At 72.2% G+C, this 16,792-nt stretch carries 16 protein-coding genes; 12 read left to right on the forward strand and 4 right to left on the reverse strand.

Annotated elements, in window-relative coordinates; all coding sequences use genetic code 11:
- The first annotated feature begins 29 nt into the window (after positions 1–29).
- Complete coding sequence (locus tag ACFY10_RS35745) at positions 30–203, forward strand: hypothetical protein (protein WP_390669399.1); 174 nt, start codon at positions 30–32, stop codon at positions 201–203.
- Between the two features lie 133 nt (positions 204–336).
- On the opposite strand, the gene ACFY10_RS35750 is transcribed toward ACFY10_RS35745, so the two are convergent.
- The 3 genes from ACFY10_RS35750 to ACFY10_RS35760 form a co-directional block, all read right to left on the reverse strand.
- Positions 337–1,560, reverse strand: a complete 1,224-nt coding sequence (locus ACFY10_RS35750) for a cytochrome P450 (protein ID WP_390669400.1) — start codon at positions 1,558–1,560, stop codon at positions 337–339.
- Positions 1,561–1,717: 157 nt separating this feature from the next.
- A complete protein-coding gene (locus ACFY10_RS35755) occupies positions 1,718–2,887 on the reverse strand; it encodes a cytochrome P450 (RefSeq protein WP_390669401.1) in 1,170 nt (389 codons plus the stop codon).
- A 96-nt stretch (positions 2,888–2,983) separates the two neighbouring features.
- Positions 2,984–3,817, reverse strand: a complete 834-nt coding sequence (locus ACFY10_RS35760) for an IclR family transcriptional regulator (protein ID WP_390669402.1) — start codon at positions 3,815–3,817, stop codon at positions 2,984–2,986.
- Between the two features lie 177 nt (positions 3,818–3,994).
- Between ACFY10_RS35760 and ACFY10_RS35765 the strand changes: the two genes are divergently transcribed.
- The 11 genes from ACFY10_RS35765 to ACFY10_RS35815 all read left to right on the forward strand — a co-directional run bounded on the left by ACFY10_RS35765 (position 3,995) and on the right by ACFY10_RS35815 (position 15,654).
- Positions 3,995–6,955 (forward strand): BTAD domain-containing putative transcriptional regulator, encoded by a 2,961-nt coding sequence (locus tag ACFY10_RS35765; RefSeq protein ID WP_390669403.1) that lies wholly within the window; start codon positions 3,995–3,997, stop codon positions 6,953–6,955.
- Between the two features lie 133 nt (positions 6,956–7,088).
- Positions 7,089–8,807 (forward strand): FAD-dependent oxidoreductase, encoded by a 1,719-nt coding sequence (locus ACFY10_RS35770; protein ID WP_390669404.1) that lies wholly within the window; start codon positions 7,089–7,091, stop codon positions 8,805–8,807.
- 162 nt (positions 8,808–8,969) lie between these two features.
- Positions 8,970–9,464 (forward strand): hypothetical protein, encoded by a 495-nt coding sequence (locus ACFY10_RS35775; protein WP_390669405.1) that lies wholly within the window; start codon positions 8,970–8,972, stop codon positions 9,462–9,464.
- Between the two features lie 108 nt (positions 9,465–9,572).
- A complete protein-coding gene (locus ACFY10_RS35780; RefSeq protein ID WP_390669406.1) occupies positions 9,573–10,268 on the forward strand; it encodes a class F sortase in 696 nt (231 codons plus the stop codon).
- 123 nt (positions 10,269–10,391) lie between these two features.
- Positions 10,392–11,534, forward strand: coding sequence for a SchA/CurD-like domain-containing protein (locus ACFY10_RS35785; protein ID WP_390669407.1), 1,143 nt, complete (start codon positions 10,392–10,394; stop codon positions 11,532–11,534).
- A gap of 74 nt (positions 11,535–11,608) precedes the next feature.
- Entirely contained in the window at positions 11,609–12,019 is a 411-nt protein-coding gene (locus ACFY10_RS35790) for a cupin domain-containing protein (RefSeq protein ID WP_390669408.1), read from the forward strand.
- The gene (locus ACFY10_RS35795; protein WP_390669410.1) at positions 12,016–13,284 is read left to right on the forward strand and encodes a beta-ketoacyl-[acyl-carrier-protein] synthase family protein; all 1,269 of its coding nucleotides are present in this window, start codon (positions 12,016–12,018) and stop codon (positions 13,282–13,284) included. The genes ACFY10_RS35790 and ACFY10_RS35795 overlap by 4 nt, the downstream gene beginning before the upstream one ends.
- On the forward strand, positions 13,281–14,534 hold the full coding sequence (locus ACFY10_RS35800) for a beta-ketoacyl synthase N-terminal-like domain-containing protein (RefSeq protein WP_390669411.1): 1,254 nt from the start codon (positions 13,281–13,283) through the stop codon (positions 14,532–14,534). Before ACFY10_RS35795 ends, ACFY10_RS35800 begins: the two co-directional genes overlap by 4 nt.
- Positions 14,535–14,563: 29 nt before the next feature.
- Positions 14,564–14,818 (forward strand): acyl carrier protein, encoded by a 255-nt coding sequence (locus ACFY10_RS35805; protein ID WP_390669412.1) that lies wholly within the window; start codon positions 14,564–14,566, stop codon positions 14,816–14,818.
- Between the two features lies 1 nt (position 14,819).
- Positions 14,820–15,299 carry an SRPBCC family protein gene (locus tag ACFY10_RS35810; protein WP_390669413.1) on the forward strand — a complete coding sequence of 160 codons (480 nt, stop codon included), beginning with the start codon at positions 14,820–14,822 and terminating at the stop codon, positions 15,297–15,299.
- 22 nt (positions 15,300–15,321) lie between these two features.
- Positions 15,322–15,654, forward strand: coding sequence for a TcmI family type II polyketide cyclase (locus ACFY10_RS35815; protein ID WP_390669414.1), 333 nt, complete (start codon positions 15,322–15,324; stop codon positions 15,652–15,654).
- Positions 15,655–15,731: 77 nt separating this feature from the next.
- Here the strand turns inward: ACFY10_RS35815 and ACFY10_RS35820 are convergent, their stop codons facing one another.
- Positions 15,732–16,760 carry a methyltransferase gene (locus tag ACFY10_RS35820; protein WP_390669415.1) on the reverse strand — a complete coding sequence of 343 codons (1,029 nt, stop codon included), beginning with the start codon at positions 16,758–16,760 and terminating at the stop codon, positions 15,732–15,734.
- Positions 16,761–16,792: the final 32 nt, after the last annotated feature.

The following is a 16,792-nucleotide window of genomic DNA, read 5'->3' on the forward strand; positions in this document are numbered from 1 at the left end:
CCGGCGAACCGGGTTTTCAGAATTTCACCATGACGGTGATCGACGTGATGAGCTCACGGTGTTCGCTGTTCTGCGGGTCGTTGGTGACGGTGGTCTTCTTCATGGGATTCCTCCGGTCGGTGTTGTTCGTCGACCCCCGGTGCGACGTGTATTTCCAGCCGCACCGGGGGGATGTGACACCCTTCCGAACATCGCTCCGGTGACGGCTCAGAAGCCGATACCGACGGTGACGACGATCTGCCCGTGGTTGTTCGCCTGCGGATCGTTGACCACTACGGTCTTCTGCATGGTTCACCTCCCTTCTGGAATCGGTGAATCGACTGGCGGACAGCCCTGTTACCGCAGAGCCAGTCGACCGCGGAAGTGTTCCGGTACCGGCGCGAAACGGAGGGCCATGGTGATGTCCTCCGGCCGTTCCACACTCAACCGGTAGCGGGTGCACAGGAGATGGCACAGGGCCATCAGCTGGACCGTGCCGAGATTGGCGCCGATGCATTTCTTCGGTGCCCAGCCGAACGGCACATAACAGGTGCGGTCCGTCGGGCCGTGCGGCGCGCCCGGCAGGAAACGGTCCGGGTCGAAGACGTCGGGCTGTTTCCAGATCCGCTCGTCACGGTGGATCATGTGCGGGCTCAGCAGATACCACTGCCCCGGCTCGAGGCGGGTGGCTCCCAGGTCGAAAGCGAACTTGGAGCGCCGCACCAGCAGCAGCGGCGGGCTCCACATCCGCAGCACCTCTTTCACGAACCGGTGGGTCACCGGGGCCACATGGGCGGGCGCCGCGCGGAATTCCGCCGGATCCACGGCGCACAGCTCCTCGGAGAGACGCTGCTGCCACTCGGGATGCCGGACGAACTCGTACAGCAGGCTCGCGGCGGCGGTGCCCGGCGGGCCCCCGATGGCGGTCAGGACGGCGGTGACGACGTCCAGCGCGCGGTCCATGCCGAGCTCCGGCAGCAGGTCCACGAAGGGATCGGCGAGGTCCGGCTCGCGCCTGCGCCGGCCACGGGCGCGCTGCCGCAGGACCCTGCGTACCACCAGCCCCGAGCGCACCTGGACACAGATGAACCGCAGATGGTGCCAGGTGCTGCCCGGTTCGGGCGAGACCAGCCGCAGCAGCTTCATCTCCAGGTCCCGGCGCACCAGTTCCGCCTCGCCGGAGGTGAGGCCGGTCAGTGCGACGGGCAGCAGCGACCGCAGCGTCACATCCTGCGTGAGCATGGTCAGGTCGACGTCCTGTCCGACCCGGGCGTCCAGGATCCGCTGCATGCGCTCGATCAGCCGGCCGTGGTGTTCGGCCGTCGCGAGGGTGTGCAGCTGGGTCAGCCATGCGGAGCGGATGCGGCTCCACTTCATCTCCGGGCTGTGCCGGCGGCGGACCATGTCGATGAGGCGGTCGTGCATCACGAACCGGTGCCAGTTCGTGGCGCTGACGTGGCGCGCCGCCTCCGGCTCGAAGATGCCGAGCCGCTGGTCGTCCACCCAGAAGATCCCGTCCTCCTGGGCGCTGCGCATCCGCATGAAACGCAGGAAGTCCTCGGGGTGTTGCGGGGTGGTCATCGTGCGCGTTCCCCTCGTGGGGCGCGGGGAGCCGACCGCCGGGCGCCTCCCCGCGCGGGGCCGGTCAGATGTGGTGGTACAGGTACCAGAAGTATTCGTACTGGCCTCGGATGTTGAGGACCGACTTCGCCTTGAGGTACAGCGCGCGCATGCGGGTTCACCTCCTTTCGGGACGGTCGTCGGGGAGGCTCAGCGTCGCGGTGAACCGCGGCGGAGCCAGCGCCGGACCCACCTGGGGCCCGCCGCCGTCATGGGGGGTGACCGACACGCGCCAGTCGCGGGAGAGAAGACCGACGAGGTCCTCCAGCAGCCGCACGGTGACGGTCGCGCCCGCGCAGGTGTGCGGCCCGTGCCCGAACGGCAGATACGCCGCGTCGGGCACCCCCGTGGCCCAGCGCTGCGGGAGGAACTCGTCGGGCCGCTCCCAGTGCCCGGGGTGCCGGTGCACCAGATAGCTGCACACCACGAGCCGGTCCCGGGGCGTCACCCGCGTCCCGCCCAGCTCCTGCACCCGGCTCGGGGTGCGGGCGAACAGCCACGCCACCGGCCACAGCCGCAGTGCCTCGCGCACGATCCAGCCCGGTTCCGCCGCGGCGCGCTCCGGGTGCGTGCCCAGCAGGTAGACCGACCAGCCCAGCGCGAATCCGATCGACCCGACCGCGGCGAACAGAAAGGACAGATAGACCTCGACCAGATCCTGCGGATCCGCCGTCGGCCCGCCCTCGTCGACGACGACGTCGACGAGGTCGCGCGGCCCGGCGGGGCCGCCGAGCTGCCGCACCCGCTGCTGCCGGGCGCACACCTCCGTGTGCAGTGCGCGCAGCGCACGGCGGCGGAAGAGCAGCCGGGAGGTGGCCGAGTGGCGCCGTCGCGCACCGGCCAGCACCGCCCGGGCGACGATCTCCTCCACGGTCGCGTGCAGGTGGGCCGGCGCCTCCCGGTGCAGCAGCACCTCGCGCAGATGCCGCAGCACGAGCAGGTTCCCGGCATCCGGCCACTGGCTGTGCGGCGCGAGCCGCTCGGCGACCAGATCGGGCAAGTCGTGCCGCCGCGCGTCGAGATGACGGCGCATCAGGTTCCGGGCCGCCCGGCCGATGGCGATCTGCGCGGAACGCGGCCCGAAGACGCCGTGCCGGTTGTGGAAGAAGTCGGACGTCTCCGCGACGGCGCCGTGCCGGTTGCCCAGCACCGCCCGCACCGCCTCGGGCTCGGCCACGCACACCGCGCCCATGGCCGAGCGCCACACGTCGTGCGCGCCGTCGAACTCCGCTGTCAGCAGGGCCAGTTGGTCGCCGCGGTGGCCCTGCGAGGTCGGCGACGACTCCATGGTGCCCTCCGTAAGTGGTGGTACGGCAATGCGGTTCCGTCAGGACCGCGGGGCGTCGGCACCAGGTGCGGCGCGGTGGCGCTTCGGCCGACGGGCTCAGCCTGCTGAGGGGATATCGCCCTGTCGCCCGCTGTGCCGCTGAGCGGAACGGCCGAGCCCCGCCGTGATGGCCGCCGCCGCGCGGCGGGCCGGGTCCGCCAGGCGTTCCAGACGGTGGTCCGGGTCGGTCAGGACGCTCAGCGCCGCCACCGGGACGCCGTTTGCCGCGTACACGGGTACGGCGGCGCAGCACACCCCCTCCAGCACCTCCTCCCGGTCGTAGGCGGCCTGGCGCTCCCGGATCCGCCCGGCCTCGTGCCGCCAGCCCCTGGGCAGCGGACCGAGCGGCAGGCCGGGAGGGGCCCATGCGGTCAGCACCTTGCCGGCTGCCGTGTACCACGGCCAGGTCTGCCGGTCCTCGGGCAGGGGCCGCGGGATGTCCGGGGCGGCCGACCAGTTCAGGATCAGCGTCTGTCCCTGGTGCAGTACGGCGAGGCCGACCGTCATGCCGGTGACGGCCGCCAGCCGCCGCAGCGGCCGCTCGGCGGTCGACCTGAGGCCCGGGTAGGGCTGCCAGCCATGGCCGAGTCGGAACATTCCCGGGCCGATGCGGTAGTGGCCCGCACTGCGTTCGACGGCCCCCAGCTCCACGAGCTGGTCGAGCAGCCGATAGGCGGTCGTCTTGGGCAGACCGCACGAGGAGGCCAGCACGGTCACGCCGGCCCCCTCCTCCTGGCGCAGCGCGTTCAGCAGGGCGAAGGCGCCTTCCAGGACGCTGCGTCCGGCCGTCGCGGACAGCGGCCCGTCCGGACCGGGCTCGGGCGCGCTGTTCAGCGGTCCGATCCGGGCAGGCGATGTGGCCGTCGCAGTCGCCGTGTTCGATCGATGCACGTGTCAACCCCCGTGTTCACGTGTGAGCCCCGTTCAGTGACTGTGCGGGTCGTGGTCGCGCCTGCGCCGTGCTGCCGTACCGGCGCAGGCGCCACTCCCGTCAGGGTGGGGGTCGGGGGTGGGCCGAGATTTTGCCGAAAGCTTGTCGCCCTGCTCGGCGATGTGAGGAGACTGTGGATGCAATGTGAACGGGGGGTGGGTGCAGTGCTGCGGCTGTGTCTGTCGGGACCGGTGGAAGTGCTGGTGCGGGAAGCGCCGGTGGACCTGGGACCGCCCCAACGGCGGGCGGTACTGGCCGCGTTGGCCGTGGACGCCGGCCGGCCGGTACCGGTCGAGGTGCTCATCGACCGGATCTGGGGCGCCGATCCGCCGGAAGGCGCGCGCCGCTCCCTGTACGCGCATGTCGCTCGCATCCGGCGGCTGGCGAAGCGCCTGGAGGACATGGGCGACGGACGATTACCGGTGCTGCGCCGGTCCGGCGGCTATCAACTGGACCTCGACCCCGACCGGATCGATCTGCACCGCTTCCATCGCCTGGCCGCGCAGGCGCGCGACGGCACACAGCCCGACCGGACCCGTGCCGCGCTGCTGCGCGAGGCCCTCGACCTGTGGCGCGGCGAGCCCTTCGCCGGTCTGCCCGGGAGCTGGCCCGCCCGGATGCGCGAGACCTGGCGGCGGCAGCGCGTGGATGCCGCCGTACGGCTGGCGGACATAGAGATCCGCGGCGGCGACCCGGCAGCCTTCGTGGGCCAGCTGGCCGACCTGCTGGACGAGTACCCGCTGACGGAACCCCTCGCGGAAGCCCTCATGCGCGCCCTGTACGCGGCAGGCGACAGCGGCGCGGCGCTGCGCTGCTACGCGCAGACCAGGCAGCGCCTGGTGGAGGAACTCGGCACGGAACCCGGCCGCCGGCTGTGGGAACTGCACCAGGAGATCCTCCGGGAGCGCCCCCTCGGACATGAGCGCGGACACGAGCACGAACACGAGGCGGTGCCCGCCCTCCCGGCCGCATCGGCGACCCGGCCGCCGCCCACCGCCCCCACCACCCCGCACCGGGCACCGGCCCCTGCGCGCACCAGTGTCCCGTACGCCGCACCCGCTCAACTCCCCTTGGGAGTACCGGGTTTCACCGGCCGTACCGACGAACTCGCCCGCCTGGACGCGCTGCTGGCGGACGCCGCACGACGTCCGGCGGCGGTGGTCGTGTCGGCGCTGTCCGGCATGGGCGGAGTGGGCAAGACCGCGCTGGCGGTGCACTGGGCGCGGAAGGTGCGCCCGGCGTTTCCCGACGGGCAGCTGTATGTGAACCTGCGCGGCTTCGACCCCGGCGGCGCGCCCCTGGCCCCGGACCGGGCGGTGCGGGGATTCCTCGACGCACTGGGGGTGCCCGCCGCCCGGGTGCCGGAGTCACTCGATGCGCAGGTGGGCCTGTACCGCAGCCTGCTGTCCGGCCGGCGGGTCCTGGTGGTGCTCGACAACGCCCGGGACGCCGATCAGGTGCGGCCGCTGCTGCCCGGCGCGCCGGGCTGTCTGGCCCTGGTCAGCAGCCGCAGCCCACTGACCGGACTGGCCGCCGCGGAGGGAGCGCACCTGCTCGCCCTCGACCTGCTCACCGCCGAGGAGTGCCGCGAACTGCTCGCCGCCCGCCTCGGGGTCGCACGGGTGGCGGCCGAGGCCGCCGCGGTCGACGAGATCGTCGTGCGCTGTGCCGGGCTGCCGCTCGCGCTCGCGGTCGTCGCCGCCCGCGCCGCCGCCCGCCTCGCCGTGCCGCTGGCCGGCTTCGCCGAGGAACTGCGCACCGCCGAGCGGATCCTGGACCCGTTGGACACCGGTGATCCGGCCACCGCGGTACGGACGGTCTTCCACTGGTCGTACCGCACCCTCAGCCCGCAGGCGTCACGCCTGTTCCGGCTCCTCGGCCTGCATCCCGGCCCCGACGCCGACCTGACGGCCCTCGCCGCCCTCGCCGGCACCGGGGTGGGCCGGATACGGGCGCCGATGGCGGAACTGACCGCGGCCCACCTGCTGATCGAGCACGCACCTCAGCGCTACACCTGCCACGACCTGCTGCGGGCCTACGCCCTCGAGCTGGTCGCCGAGCACGACGACGAACCCACCGTGCAGGCCGCGACCCGCCGCGTCCTGGACCACTACCTGCACACCGCGTACGCGGCCGACGCCCTGCTCACCCGGCGACGCCACCCGATGACTCTCGCCCCGGCCGAGCCCGGCGCCCAGCCCCGCCAACTGGCCGACTACGACGAGGCGTTGGCATGGCTGATCGCCGAGCAGGCGATCCTGCTCTCGGCCGTGGAGCGCCCGCGGCCCGGCTTCGACGGCTACACCTGGCAGTTCGCCGCAACCCTGACCACGTTTCTGGAACGCCAGGCCAACTGGCAGGCCCTCACCGATGTCCACACCGCCGCCCTGCACGCGGCGTCGCACCACGAGGACCTGGCCGGACAGGCGGCCGGCCACCGCGGCCTGGGGCTGGCCCGCTTCCAGCTGCGCGACCCGCAGGGGGCCCGCCACCACTTCACCCGGGCCCTCGACCTCTTCCGGCAGCTGGACAACCACGCCGGTCAGGCCCGCACCTGCCAGAACCTGGCCAAAATGGCCTGGGCGCACGGAGCGCCCCGCGAGGCACTGCGCCACGCGCGCCGCTCGCTGGAGCACTTCCTGCTCGCCCACGACCGCGGCGGCCAGGCGGTCGCCCTCAACGACATCGGCTGGTACCTCGCCGAACTCGGCGAGCTGCGGGAGGCCCTCGACCACTGCCGGCGGGCACTGCCGCTCGTCCAGGCCACGGGCGACCTGAGCGGCCAGGCACACACCTGGGACAGCCTCGGCTACATCCACCGGCACCTGGGCCGCCACGCCACCGCCGTGGAGTGCTACGACCGGGCCCTCGCCCTCTTCCGCAAGACCGGCGACCGCCGCAGCGAGGCCATCGGGCTCACCTACCTCGGTGACACCCACGAGGAGGCGGGCGCGCCCGGCCCCGCTCTCGACGCCTTCAGGCGCGCCCTGGACCTGTTCGACGAACTGGGCCTCCCGGAGGCCGACACCCTGCGCACCAGACTCCGTACGCATGCACCGGCGGACCCGGCGCCCGCGCGGCGGCAGAGCGTCGTATGAAACCCGGTCGGCTCGGAGTGTCGTCCTTGCCTGATCGCTGCTCGTCGTACTCACTGCCCGCCTTCCGCACGCTTTGACCTGCCCACCGGGTGACAGGCGGGCCAAGCCTGAGCTGCCGTGCGCTTCCCGGGGCATGCATGAGGATCCCGGCCGGCTGCGGCCGGAGGGCGGGCACGATGTGCTGGAGGCGAGAGTGACGAACGAACGAGGCGATCAGGCCGGCCACCACACCCACAGGGTCCCGGTGCTCATCGTCGGAGGCTCTCTGGTCGGCCTGTCGACCTCGTTGTTCCTCGGGCGGCTGGGGGTGCGCCACCTGCTGGTGGAGCGTCACACCGGCACCTCCATCCACCCGCGCGGACGCGGCAACAACATCCGCACGATGGAACTGTTCCGGGTGGCGGGCGTGGAGCCGGCGATCCACGAGGCCGCCGCCACCCTGGCCGGCAACCACGGCATCCTGCAGACACCCACCCTGGTCGGCGACGCGGGCGAGTGGCTGTTCCGGGAGATCGACCCCGGCGGTGGACTGGCCCGCTTCAGCCCCGGCGCCTGGTGTCTGTGCAGCCAGAACGACCTGGAGCCGGTCCTGCTCGAGCAGGCCGTGGCGCTCGGCGGCGACCTGCGCTTCGGCACCGAACTGATGTCCTTCGAGAGCGGTCCCACCGGTGTCACCGCGGTGGTCAAGAGCCGGGAGACGGGTGAGCACACCACCGTCTGCGCGGACTACCTCGTCGCCGCCGACGGTCCCCGCAGCCCCGTGCGCGAGCAGCTCGGCATCGGCCACAGCGGGCCCGGCGACCTGTTCCACAACGTCAGCGTCACCTTCCGCTCCCGCCGCCTGGCGGACGTCGTCGGCGACCGCCGCTTCATCGTCTGCTACCTCACCAGCCCGGACGCCGACGGCGCGCTGCTCCCGGTGGACAATGAGGAGAACTGGGTCTTCCACGCCCCCTGGCACCCCGAACACGGTGAAACGCTGGAGGAGTTCACCGACCAGCGGTGCATCCAGCACATCCGCCGCGCGGTCGGCGTGGCGGATCTCGACGTGGAGATCACCGGCCGGGCCCCCTGGCACGCCGCCCAGCGCGTCGCCCGCAGCTACCGGTCCGGACGGGTCTTCCTGGCCGGGGACTCGGCCCACGAGATGTCTCCCACCGGGGCCTTCGGCTCCAACACCGGAATCCAGGACGCGCACAACCTCGCGTGGAAGCTGGCCGCGGTGCTCGGCGGCTGGGCCGGTCAGGGGCTGCTGGACTCCTACGACGCCGAGCGCCGCCCGGTGGCGGAGGCGACCAGCGCCCGGGCCGCCGACCGGTCGGCCGAGCACAGCCACCCCGGCTTCACCCCGCCGCCCGACGCCGGCGGCGGCCCCCGGCGGGGCATCCTCAACGTCGCTCTCGGCTACCGCTACCCGCAGGGCGCCGTCGTCGGCACCGACCCCGCGGCCGCGGTCGTTCCGGAGCACCTCGAACTGACCGGCGAGCCCGGCAGCAGGGCGCCCCACATGTGGGTGCGGCACGGGGCCGAACGGATCTCCACCCTCGACCTCTACGAACGGTCCCTGGTCCTGCTCAGCGATGCCGGCGACCCGAGCGGATGGCACCGGGCCGCCGGCCGTCTCGCCGTGGAGATGTCGGTGCCGATCCGGTCGTACCGAGTGGGCGCCGGGCCCGGGGGCGAACTGGTGCCGGAGGGGGACGCGCACTGGACGGAGCGGCACGGCACGACACCCGGGGGCGCCGTGCTCGTCCGGCCCGACGGGTTCGTCGCATGGCGGTCGCCCGGCCCGGACCCGGACGCCGAATCGGTGCTGCGTCAGGTTCTGAAAACCGTGCTCGCCCTGGCTTGATCACCGGTGGCAGTGGCCCCGGCCGAACACCTCGGCCCGTCACCCAGGTGATCGCCCCGACTGGTGGTGAGGTGACGGCTGACTGACGGTGGTTCACGTCGGGGTTCGGTCAAGTCAGCTGATGAAGTACCAGCTGCCGGGCCTTGGCGGAAGGACGTTCCGATGCGTTCTGCTCGCATTTTTCTGGCCACTGCGGCGGCCTCCGCCGTCCTCGCCATAGGCGCCCCCGGCGCGTTCGCAGCCGGTGGCGACTGGGACAACGACGGCTCTTCGCACGGCAAGGAGCACGGTAAGGAGCACGGCAAGGAAGGCCGGCACGAGCCGCGCGGTGGCATGCACACCGGTGGTGGTGCGCTGACCGCCGTGAACGACGACGGCGAATGGGGCGGCCCGAGGGACTCGAAGACGGACCCGGACACCTATCGGGACGACTCCTGGGGCCGCGACCACGACCACGACGGCCGCGAGCACGACGGTGGCGGCCGCGGCAAGGACTCCTGGGGCGGCGATCACGACAAGCCCAGGGGCGGCATGCACACCGGAGGCGGGGCGCTCGCCGCGCCGACCGCGACCGCGGGTGGGCTGGCCGTGCTGGGGGTCGTCGCAACCGGACTGTACGCGGTGCGCCGCAAGAAGCCGGCCGTGGGAATGGCCTGACCGTGCCCGATGCAATAGCGCAGCCGCGGCCGTCACCCGTGCTCCGTGCGGCGGCCGCGGCTCGTGCCCCTCCGGCTCTGCCGCCGTGCCTGAATGAGGTGCTCTTCGATGGCAGTTCCTCCTCCTTCGCCCCCCTCCGACGACGAATCGCTGCTCACCGGACAGGGATCACCCCGCGCGGGGGTGATGATGATGTGCGCCGCGGCCTGCCTGGTGCTGGCAGCGAGCCTGAGCGGCGGTCAGAACACCTCCGCCGACGCCGCCCGCCCGCCGTCCGCCCCGCACGCCGTCGCGTCCGCCGCGCGCCCGGCCACGTCGGCCGCGTCCGCCGGGCAGCCGGTGGGCAAGCACCTGCCCCGGTCCAGGCCCGTGCGCCTGCGCATCCCGAAGATCTGGGTCGACGCCCCCTTCACGGGCCTGTCCATCGGCCCCAACGGGCAGCTGCAACCTCCCCCCGGCAACGACACCAACCTCGTCGGCTGGCACACCAAGGGAGCCTCCCCCGGAGAGCCGGGGACCGCGATCATCGCCGGGCACGTCGACACGAAGACGTCCGCGGCCGTCTTCGCCAACCTCGGCCGGCTGACCAAGGGCGATGTCTTCCACGTCCTGCGCGCCGACGGGCGCACGGCGACCTTCCGGGTCGACAGCGTGGAGACCTTCGAGAAGGACGACTTCCCCAGCGACCGCGTGTACGACGACACCCCCCAGGCCCAGGTGCGGCTCATCACCTGTGCGGGCAGCTACGACCGGTCGGTCATGGACTACACGGACAACCTGGTGGTCTTCGCCCACCTCGTCTGAGCATCACCCGCGTAGGCCATACGAGTCGCGCACTTCGGGCCACGGGCACACGATCGAGGAACGCCGACGCCGCTGACCGCGGCCGACGTCCGCTTCCGTCCCCGCGAAGGAGATGTGCGCAGGATGACCACCACGTCCGAACGTGTTTCCGGTCCGCTGAGCCGACAGGTGTCGCCCCGGGTCTCCCAGTCCGTGTTCGACGGCTCCAGACTCCGGGTCGTCCTGCTGGTGGACGTCTACGACGGGGCCCAGCAGCAGTTCCTGGAGGCGTACGAGCTCCTGTGCAACCAGGTCGCCTCCGTTCCCGGACATGTCAGCGACCAGCTGTGCCAGTCCATCGAGAACCCCTCGCAATGGCTCATCACCAGCGAGTGGGAGAGCGCCCCGCCGTTCCTCGCCTGGGTGAACAGCGAGGAACACGTGCGGATGGTGGAGCCGCTGCACAGCTGTGTCCGGGACACCAGGTCGCTGCGCTTCCACATCGTCCGCGAGACCGGCAGCCCGGCCCCGGACGCCGAGTCCGGCGAGCGCCGGCTGCAGGCGTCACCCAGGATCGGCGACGGCCTGATCCGGCACGCCCTCACCTTCACCGTCAAGCCGGGCAGCGAGGAGAAGGTCGCGAAGATCCTCGCCGACTACGCCTCGCCCGAGCCGAAGGTCGACGACTCCACCCGGCTGTGCCGCACCTCGCTGTTCATGCACGGAAACCGGGTGGTACGGGCCATCGAGGTGCGCGGCGACCTGCTCGCCGCACTGCGCCATGTCGCCCGGCAGCCCGAAGTGCGCGCCGTCGAGGAGGCCATCAACCCGTACCTGGAACAGGACCGGGACCTGAACGACCCCGAATCCGCCCGCGTCTTCTTCACCCGGGCCGCGCTGCCCGCCGTCCACCACGTGACGCTCGAACAGCAGGACCCGCAGGAAGAGCGGCATGCCCTGTCCTATCCGGCCCGGCCCGGCTGCGGCATGCGCCTGGCCGAGGCGCTGGCCCGGCACGACGAGGCCGCGGCGGACGACCCCCGCAGCCCCGTCCTGCGCAGCACGGTCTTCCAGCGCGACGACGTCGTCGTACGGCTGATCGATGTGCGCGGCGGGCTGGATGCCGCCGATCCCGCGGCGGCCCTCGGCCTGTCCGACCCCCGGCAGGTGGCCGAACTGACGGCTTTCAGTACGGACGCGTCCGTGCCGCAGGGCGGTGAACTCGCGCGCTGGCTCGAACTCGCGCGCATGGAGCTCGTCACCGACCGCCGGTCGCCCGAGGCCTGATCCGCCATCACGTGGGTCGGGGCCCCAGCCCACGCCCCCGCCACGTCGGTCCAGCACACCATCGGAGGAACGTCGTGATCACATCCCGCCCCAGAATCGTGGATCTCAGCGAGGTCGAGCCCAACCGTCGGCGCGGCGGCGACCTGCGTGCCATGCTCACCCCCGCCACGGTCGGCTCCACCAGCGGGTTCATGGGCGTCGCCCTCGTGCAGCCCGGCGAGCGCATCGGGGAGCACTACCACCCGTACTCCGAGGAGTTCGTGTACGTCGTGTGCGGAGACCTGGAGGTGGACCTCGACGGCGTCCCCCAGCCGCTGCGGCCCGAGCAGGGGCTCATGATCCCCAAGCACATGCGGCACCGCTTCCGCAATGTCGGCAACGTCGAGGCCCGCATCGTCTTCCACCTCGGGCCGCTGGCCCCGAGCCCGCCGCTCGGCCACGTCGACACCGAGGAGACCGGCGCCGTCGAAGAGGTCCGGTCATGACACGCCGGGTGGCGGTCACCGGCATAGGCGTCGTGGCACCCGGCGGCACGGGCGTACAGGCGTTCTGGGATCTCCTGGCCGCCGGGCGCACGGCGACGCGGGGCATCACGTTCTTCGACCCGGCCGGTCTGCGTTCCCGCATAGCCGCCGAATGCGACTTCGACCCGGCGGAGCACGGGCTGGACGCGGAACAGACCGCACGGTGCGACCGCTACATACAGTTCGCCCTGGCCGCCGCGGCGGAAGCGATACGGGACGCCGGCCTCGAGCTCGAGCGGGAGAACCCCTGGCGGGTCGGGGTCTCCCTGGGCACCGCGGTCGGCGGCACCACACGGCTGGAGCACGACTATGTGCTGGTCAGTCACCACGGGCAGCGCTGGGACGTGGACGCGCAGGAGGCCGGCCCGCATCTGCACCGCGCGTTCGCGCCCAGCACCCTCGCCTCGACGGTGGCGGAGCGGTTCGGGGCGCGCGGCCCGGTGCAGACCGTCTCCACGGGCTGCACCTCGGGGCTCGACGCGGTCGGATACGCCTTCCACACCGTCGAGGAGGGCCGCGCCGACCTGTGCATCGCCGGCGCCTCGGACTCGCCGATCTCCCCGATCACGATGGCCTGCTTCGACGCGATCAAGGCCACCTCCGCGCACAACGACGACCCCGCGCACGCCTCGCGTCCCTTCGACGCCGACCGCGACGGGTTCGTCATGGGCGAAGGCGGCGCGGTGCTCGTCCTGGAGGAGCTCGAGCACGCCCGGGCCCGCGGCGCACCGGTGTACTGCGAGCTCGCCGGGTACGCCACCTTCGGCAACGCCTACCACATGACCGGCCTGACCCGGGAGGGCCTGGAGATGGCGAAGGCCATCGAGGCGGCCCTCGACCACGCCCGGCTGGACGGCACGGCGATCGACTACGTCAACGCCCACGGCTCGGGCACCCAGCAGAACGACCGCCATGAGACCGCCGCGGTGAAGCGGGCCCTGGGCCCGCACGCCTACAACACGCCGATGAGCTCCATCAAGTCCATGGTGGGCCACTCCCTCGGCGCGATCGGCGCGATCGAACTCGTCGCCTGCGTACTGGCGCTGGCCCACCAGGTCGTCCCGCCGACCGCCAACTACGAGACCCCGGACCCCGAGTGCGACCTGGACTACGTCCCGCGCATCGCACGCGAGCGGGAACTGCACAGTGTGCTCTCGGTGGGCAGCGGGTTCGGCGGCTTCCAGTCCGCGGTGGTCCTGACCCGGCCGAGGGAGAAGACACGATGAGCGAACCGCATCCACGGCGGGCGGCCATCACCGGAATCGGCGTGGTCGCGCCCAACGGAGTCGGCACGGAAACCTTCTGGAAGTCCGTCAAGGAGGGCATCAGCGTCCTGGACCGGGTCACCCGCGAGGGCTGCGAGCAGCTGCCGCTGCGGGTGGCGGGCGAGGTCCGCGACTTCGACCCGTCGGCCGTGGTCGAGGAGCGCTTCCTGGTCCAGACCGACCGGTTCACGCATTTCGCGATGGCCGCGGCCGACCTCGCGCTGGACGATGCCCGCCTGGGCCGGCCCGAGACCGACGGCTCCCCGTTCTCCGTGGGTGTGGTCACCGCGGCCGGTTCCGGCGGAGGCGAGTTCGGGCAGCGCGAACTGCAGCAACTGTGGGGAAAGGGCAGCCGGTTCGTCGGCCCGTACCAGTCCATCGCCTGGTTCTACGCCGCCAGCACCGGCCAGATATCCATCCGCCGCGGCTTCAAGGGCCCCTGCTCGGTCGTCGCCAGCGACGAGGCCGGCGGCCTGGACGCCCTCGCACACGCGGCGCGGGCCGTGCGGCGCGGCACCGACGTGATCGTGACCGGATCGACCGAGGCGCCGCTCGCCCCCTACTCCGTCGTCTGCCAGCTCGGCTATGCGGAGCTCAGTACCGAGGCCGACCCGACCCGCGCCTACCGCCCGTTCACCTCCGCGGCCTGCGGATTCGTACCCGCCGAGGGCGGCGCCATGTTCGTCGTGGAGGACGAGAGGGCGGCCCTGGCACGGGGCGCGCGGGTGCAGGCGGTCCTCGTCGGCCACGCGGCGACGTTCACCGGCGCCTCCCGCTGGGAGGAGTCCCGGGAAGGCCTCGCCCACGCCGTCCGGGGCGCCCTGGCCGAAGCCGGCTGCGCCCCCGAGGAGATCGACGTGGTCTTCGCCGACGCCCTCGGCGTGCCGGAGGCGGACCGCGCCGAGGCCCTCGCGATCGCCGACGCGCTCGGCACGCACGGCACCCGCGTGCCCGTCACCGCACCGAAGACCGGCATCGGCCGGGGCTACGGCGCGGCGGCCGTGCTCGACGCCGCGGCGGCGGTGCTCGCCATGGAGCACGGCCTGATCCCGCCCACCCCCAACGTCTACGACATCTGCCACGACCTCGACCTCGTGACCGGCCGGGCCCGCGCCGCCGAGCCGCGCACGGCGCTGGTCCTCAGCCGGGGCCTCATGGGGTCGAACTCGGCGCTGGTGCTGCGGCACGGCGCCACCGGCGCCTCATCGTGAAGCGCCGCTGAGCAGTAGAGGAGAACCGCATGACCGACCGAATAACCGTGGAAGAGCTGGCCGAACTCATGAAGAAGTCCGCCGGTGTCACCGTCACCTCCGAGGAACTCGGGCTGCACAACCCGGGCTTCGACACCCTCGGCGTCGACTCGCTGGGCCTGCTGGGCATCGTGGGCGAACTGGAGAACCGGTACGGCACACCGATGCCTGCCGACGCCGAACGCTCCAAGACACCCCGGCAGTTCCTCGACCTCGTCAACAGTGCCCTCATGACAGGAGCGTGAGATGACCGGACACACACAGAACGAGATCACCATCGCCGCACCGCTGGACCTGGTCTGGGAGATGACCAACGATCTGGAGAACTGGCCGCGGCTGTTCACGGAGTACGCCTCCGTCGAAGTCCTCTCCCGGGAGGGGCGAAAGACCACCTTCCGGCTGACCATGCACCCGGACGAGAACGGCACCGTGTGGAGCTGGGTCTCCGAACGCGAGCCGGACCGCGACACGCTCACGGTCCGGGCCCGCCGGGTCGAGACGGGCCCCTTCGCCCACATGAACATCCACTGGCAGTACGAGGAGGTGCCGGCCGGCACGCGCATGGTGTGGACACAGGACTTCGCGATGAAGCCGGAAGCGCCGGTCGACGACGCCTGGATGACCGACAACATCAACCGCAACTCCAAGGTCCAGATGGGGCTGATCCGGGACCGCATCGAGAAGGCCGCCGCCGAGCGCGGTGCCACGCCGGGTCTGAGCGACTGAGCCGGACGGAGCACGAGTCCCCATGCACCAAGCACTGATCGTCGCCCGCATGGCTCCGGGATCGGCCCCGGACATCGCCAAGGTGTTCGCGGAGTCCGACCGCGGAGAGCTGCCGCACCTCGTCGGGGTGGTCCGGCGCAGCCTCTTCCAGTTCGGCGACGTGTACATGCACCTGATCGAGTCCGAGCGAGAACCCGGCCCCGCCATCGCCAAGGTCACCCGGCACCCCGACTTCCGGGACGTCAGCGAGCGGCTGTCCGCGTACGTCAGCGCGTACGACCCCGAGACCTGGCGCTCCCCGAAGGACGCCATGGCGCAGCGCTTCTACCTCTGGGAGCGCGACCCGGCCGGCTGACCCCGCCGTACCTCACCGGTCGCCGGGCCCGCAGCGTCGCGGGCCCGGCGACCGGGGGTCTGCGGGGGACGGCCCGATCAGCCCGGCACGTGACAGTCGAACGCGTGCAGATAGGGGTTGACCGGGCGGATGTCGTCGATGACCAGCCCCGCGTCGGTCAGCCGGGCGACCATGCTGTCGGTGGTGTGCTTCGCCCCGCCGACGTTGAGGAGCAGCAGCAGGTCCATCGCGGTGCTGAACCGCATCGAGGGCGAGTCGTCGACGAGGTTCTCGATGACCACGACCCGGGCCCCCGGGCCGCCCGCCGCGCGGACGTTGCGCAGCGTCCGGGCGGTGCTGTCGTCGTCCCACTCCAGGATGTTCTTGATGACGTAGACGTCGGCCGCGACCGGGACGGCCACTCGGACGTCGCCGGGCATGACGCGCGCACGGCCGGCGAGGTCGCCGCCCGCCCGCAGCCTCGGCAGCGCGTTCTCCACCACCCGCGGAAGGTCGAGCAGGGTGCCGTGCAGCGAGGGGTATTTGTCCAGCAGGCTCACCACCACATGCCCCTGGCCGCCGCCGAGGTCGGCGACCGACGAACTCCCCGACAGGTCGAGGAAGTCGGCGACGTCCCGCGCCGACTGCACGCTGGAGGTCGTCATGGCCCGGTTGAAGACGTCGGCCGATTCCGGGGCGTCCTCGTTCAGGTAGGGGAAGAACTCCTTGCCGTACAGGTCCTCGACGACGTTGCGCCCGGTGCGCACCGCCTCGTCGAGCCTCGGCCAGGCGTCCCAGGTCCACGGCTCCGTGCACCACAGCGAGATGGCGCGCAGGCTGTTCGGATCGTCCTCGCGCAGCAGCCTGGAGACATCGGTGTGGGCGAAGGTCCCGTCCGGCAGCTCGGCGAAGACGCCGTGGCAGGACAGGGTGCGCAGCAGCCGTCGCAGCGGCCGGGCCTCGGCCTTCACCGCAGCCGCCAGGTCCTCCGCGGTCATGGGGGTGTCACCGAGGGCGTCGGGGACTCCCAGCCGGGCGGCCGCGCGGAGGGCGGCGGCACATGCCGCCGCGAAGGCGAGCTCCCTCAGCCGCATGGACGGCGGCGGGGCTGTCGGTGCGGTCGTCATGTGCCGCTTCCTTCCTTCTCGGGCCCGCAGCG

The organism is Streptomyces sp. NPDC001401, assembly GCF_042895385.1.
Lineage (GTDB): Bacteria > Actinomycetota > Actinomycetes > Streptomycetales > Streptomycetaceae > Streptomyces.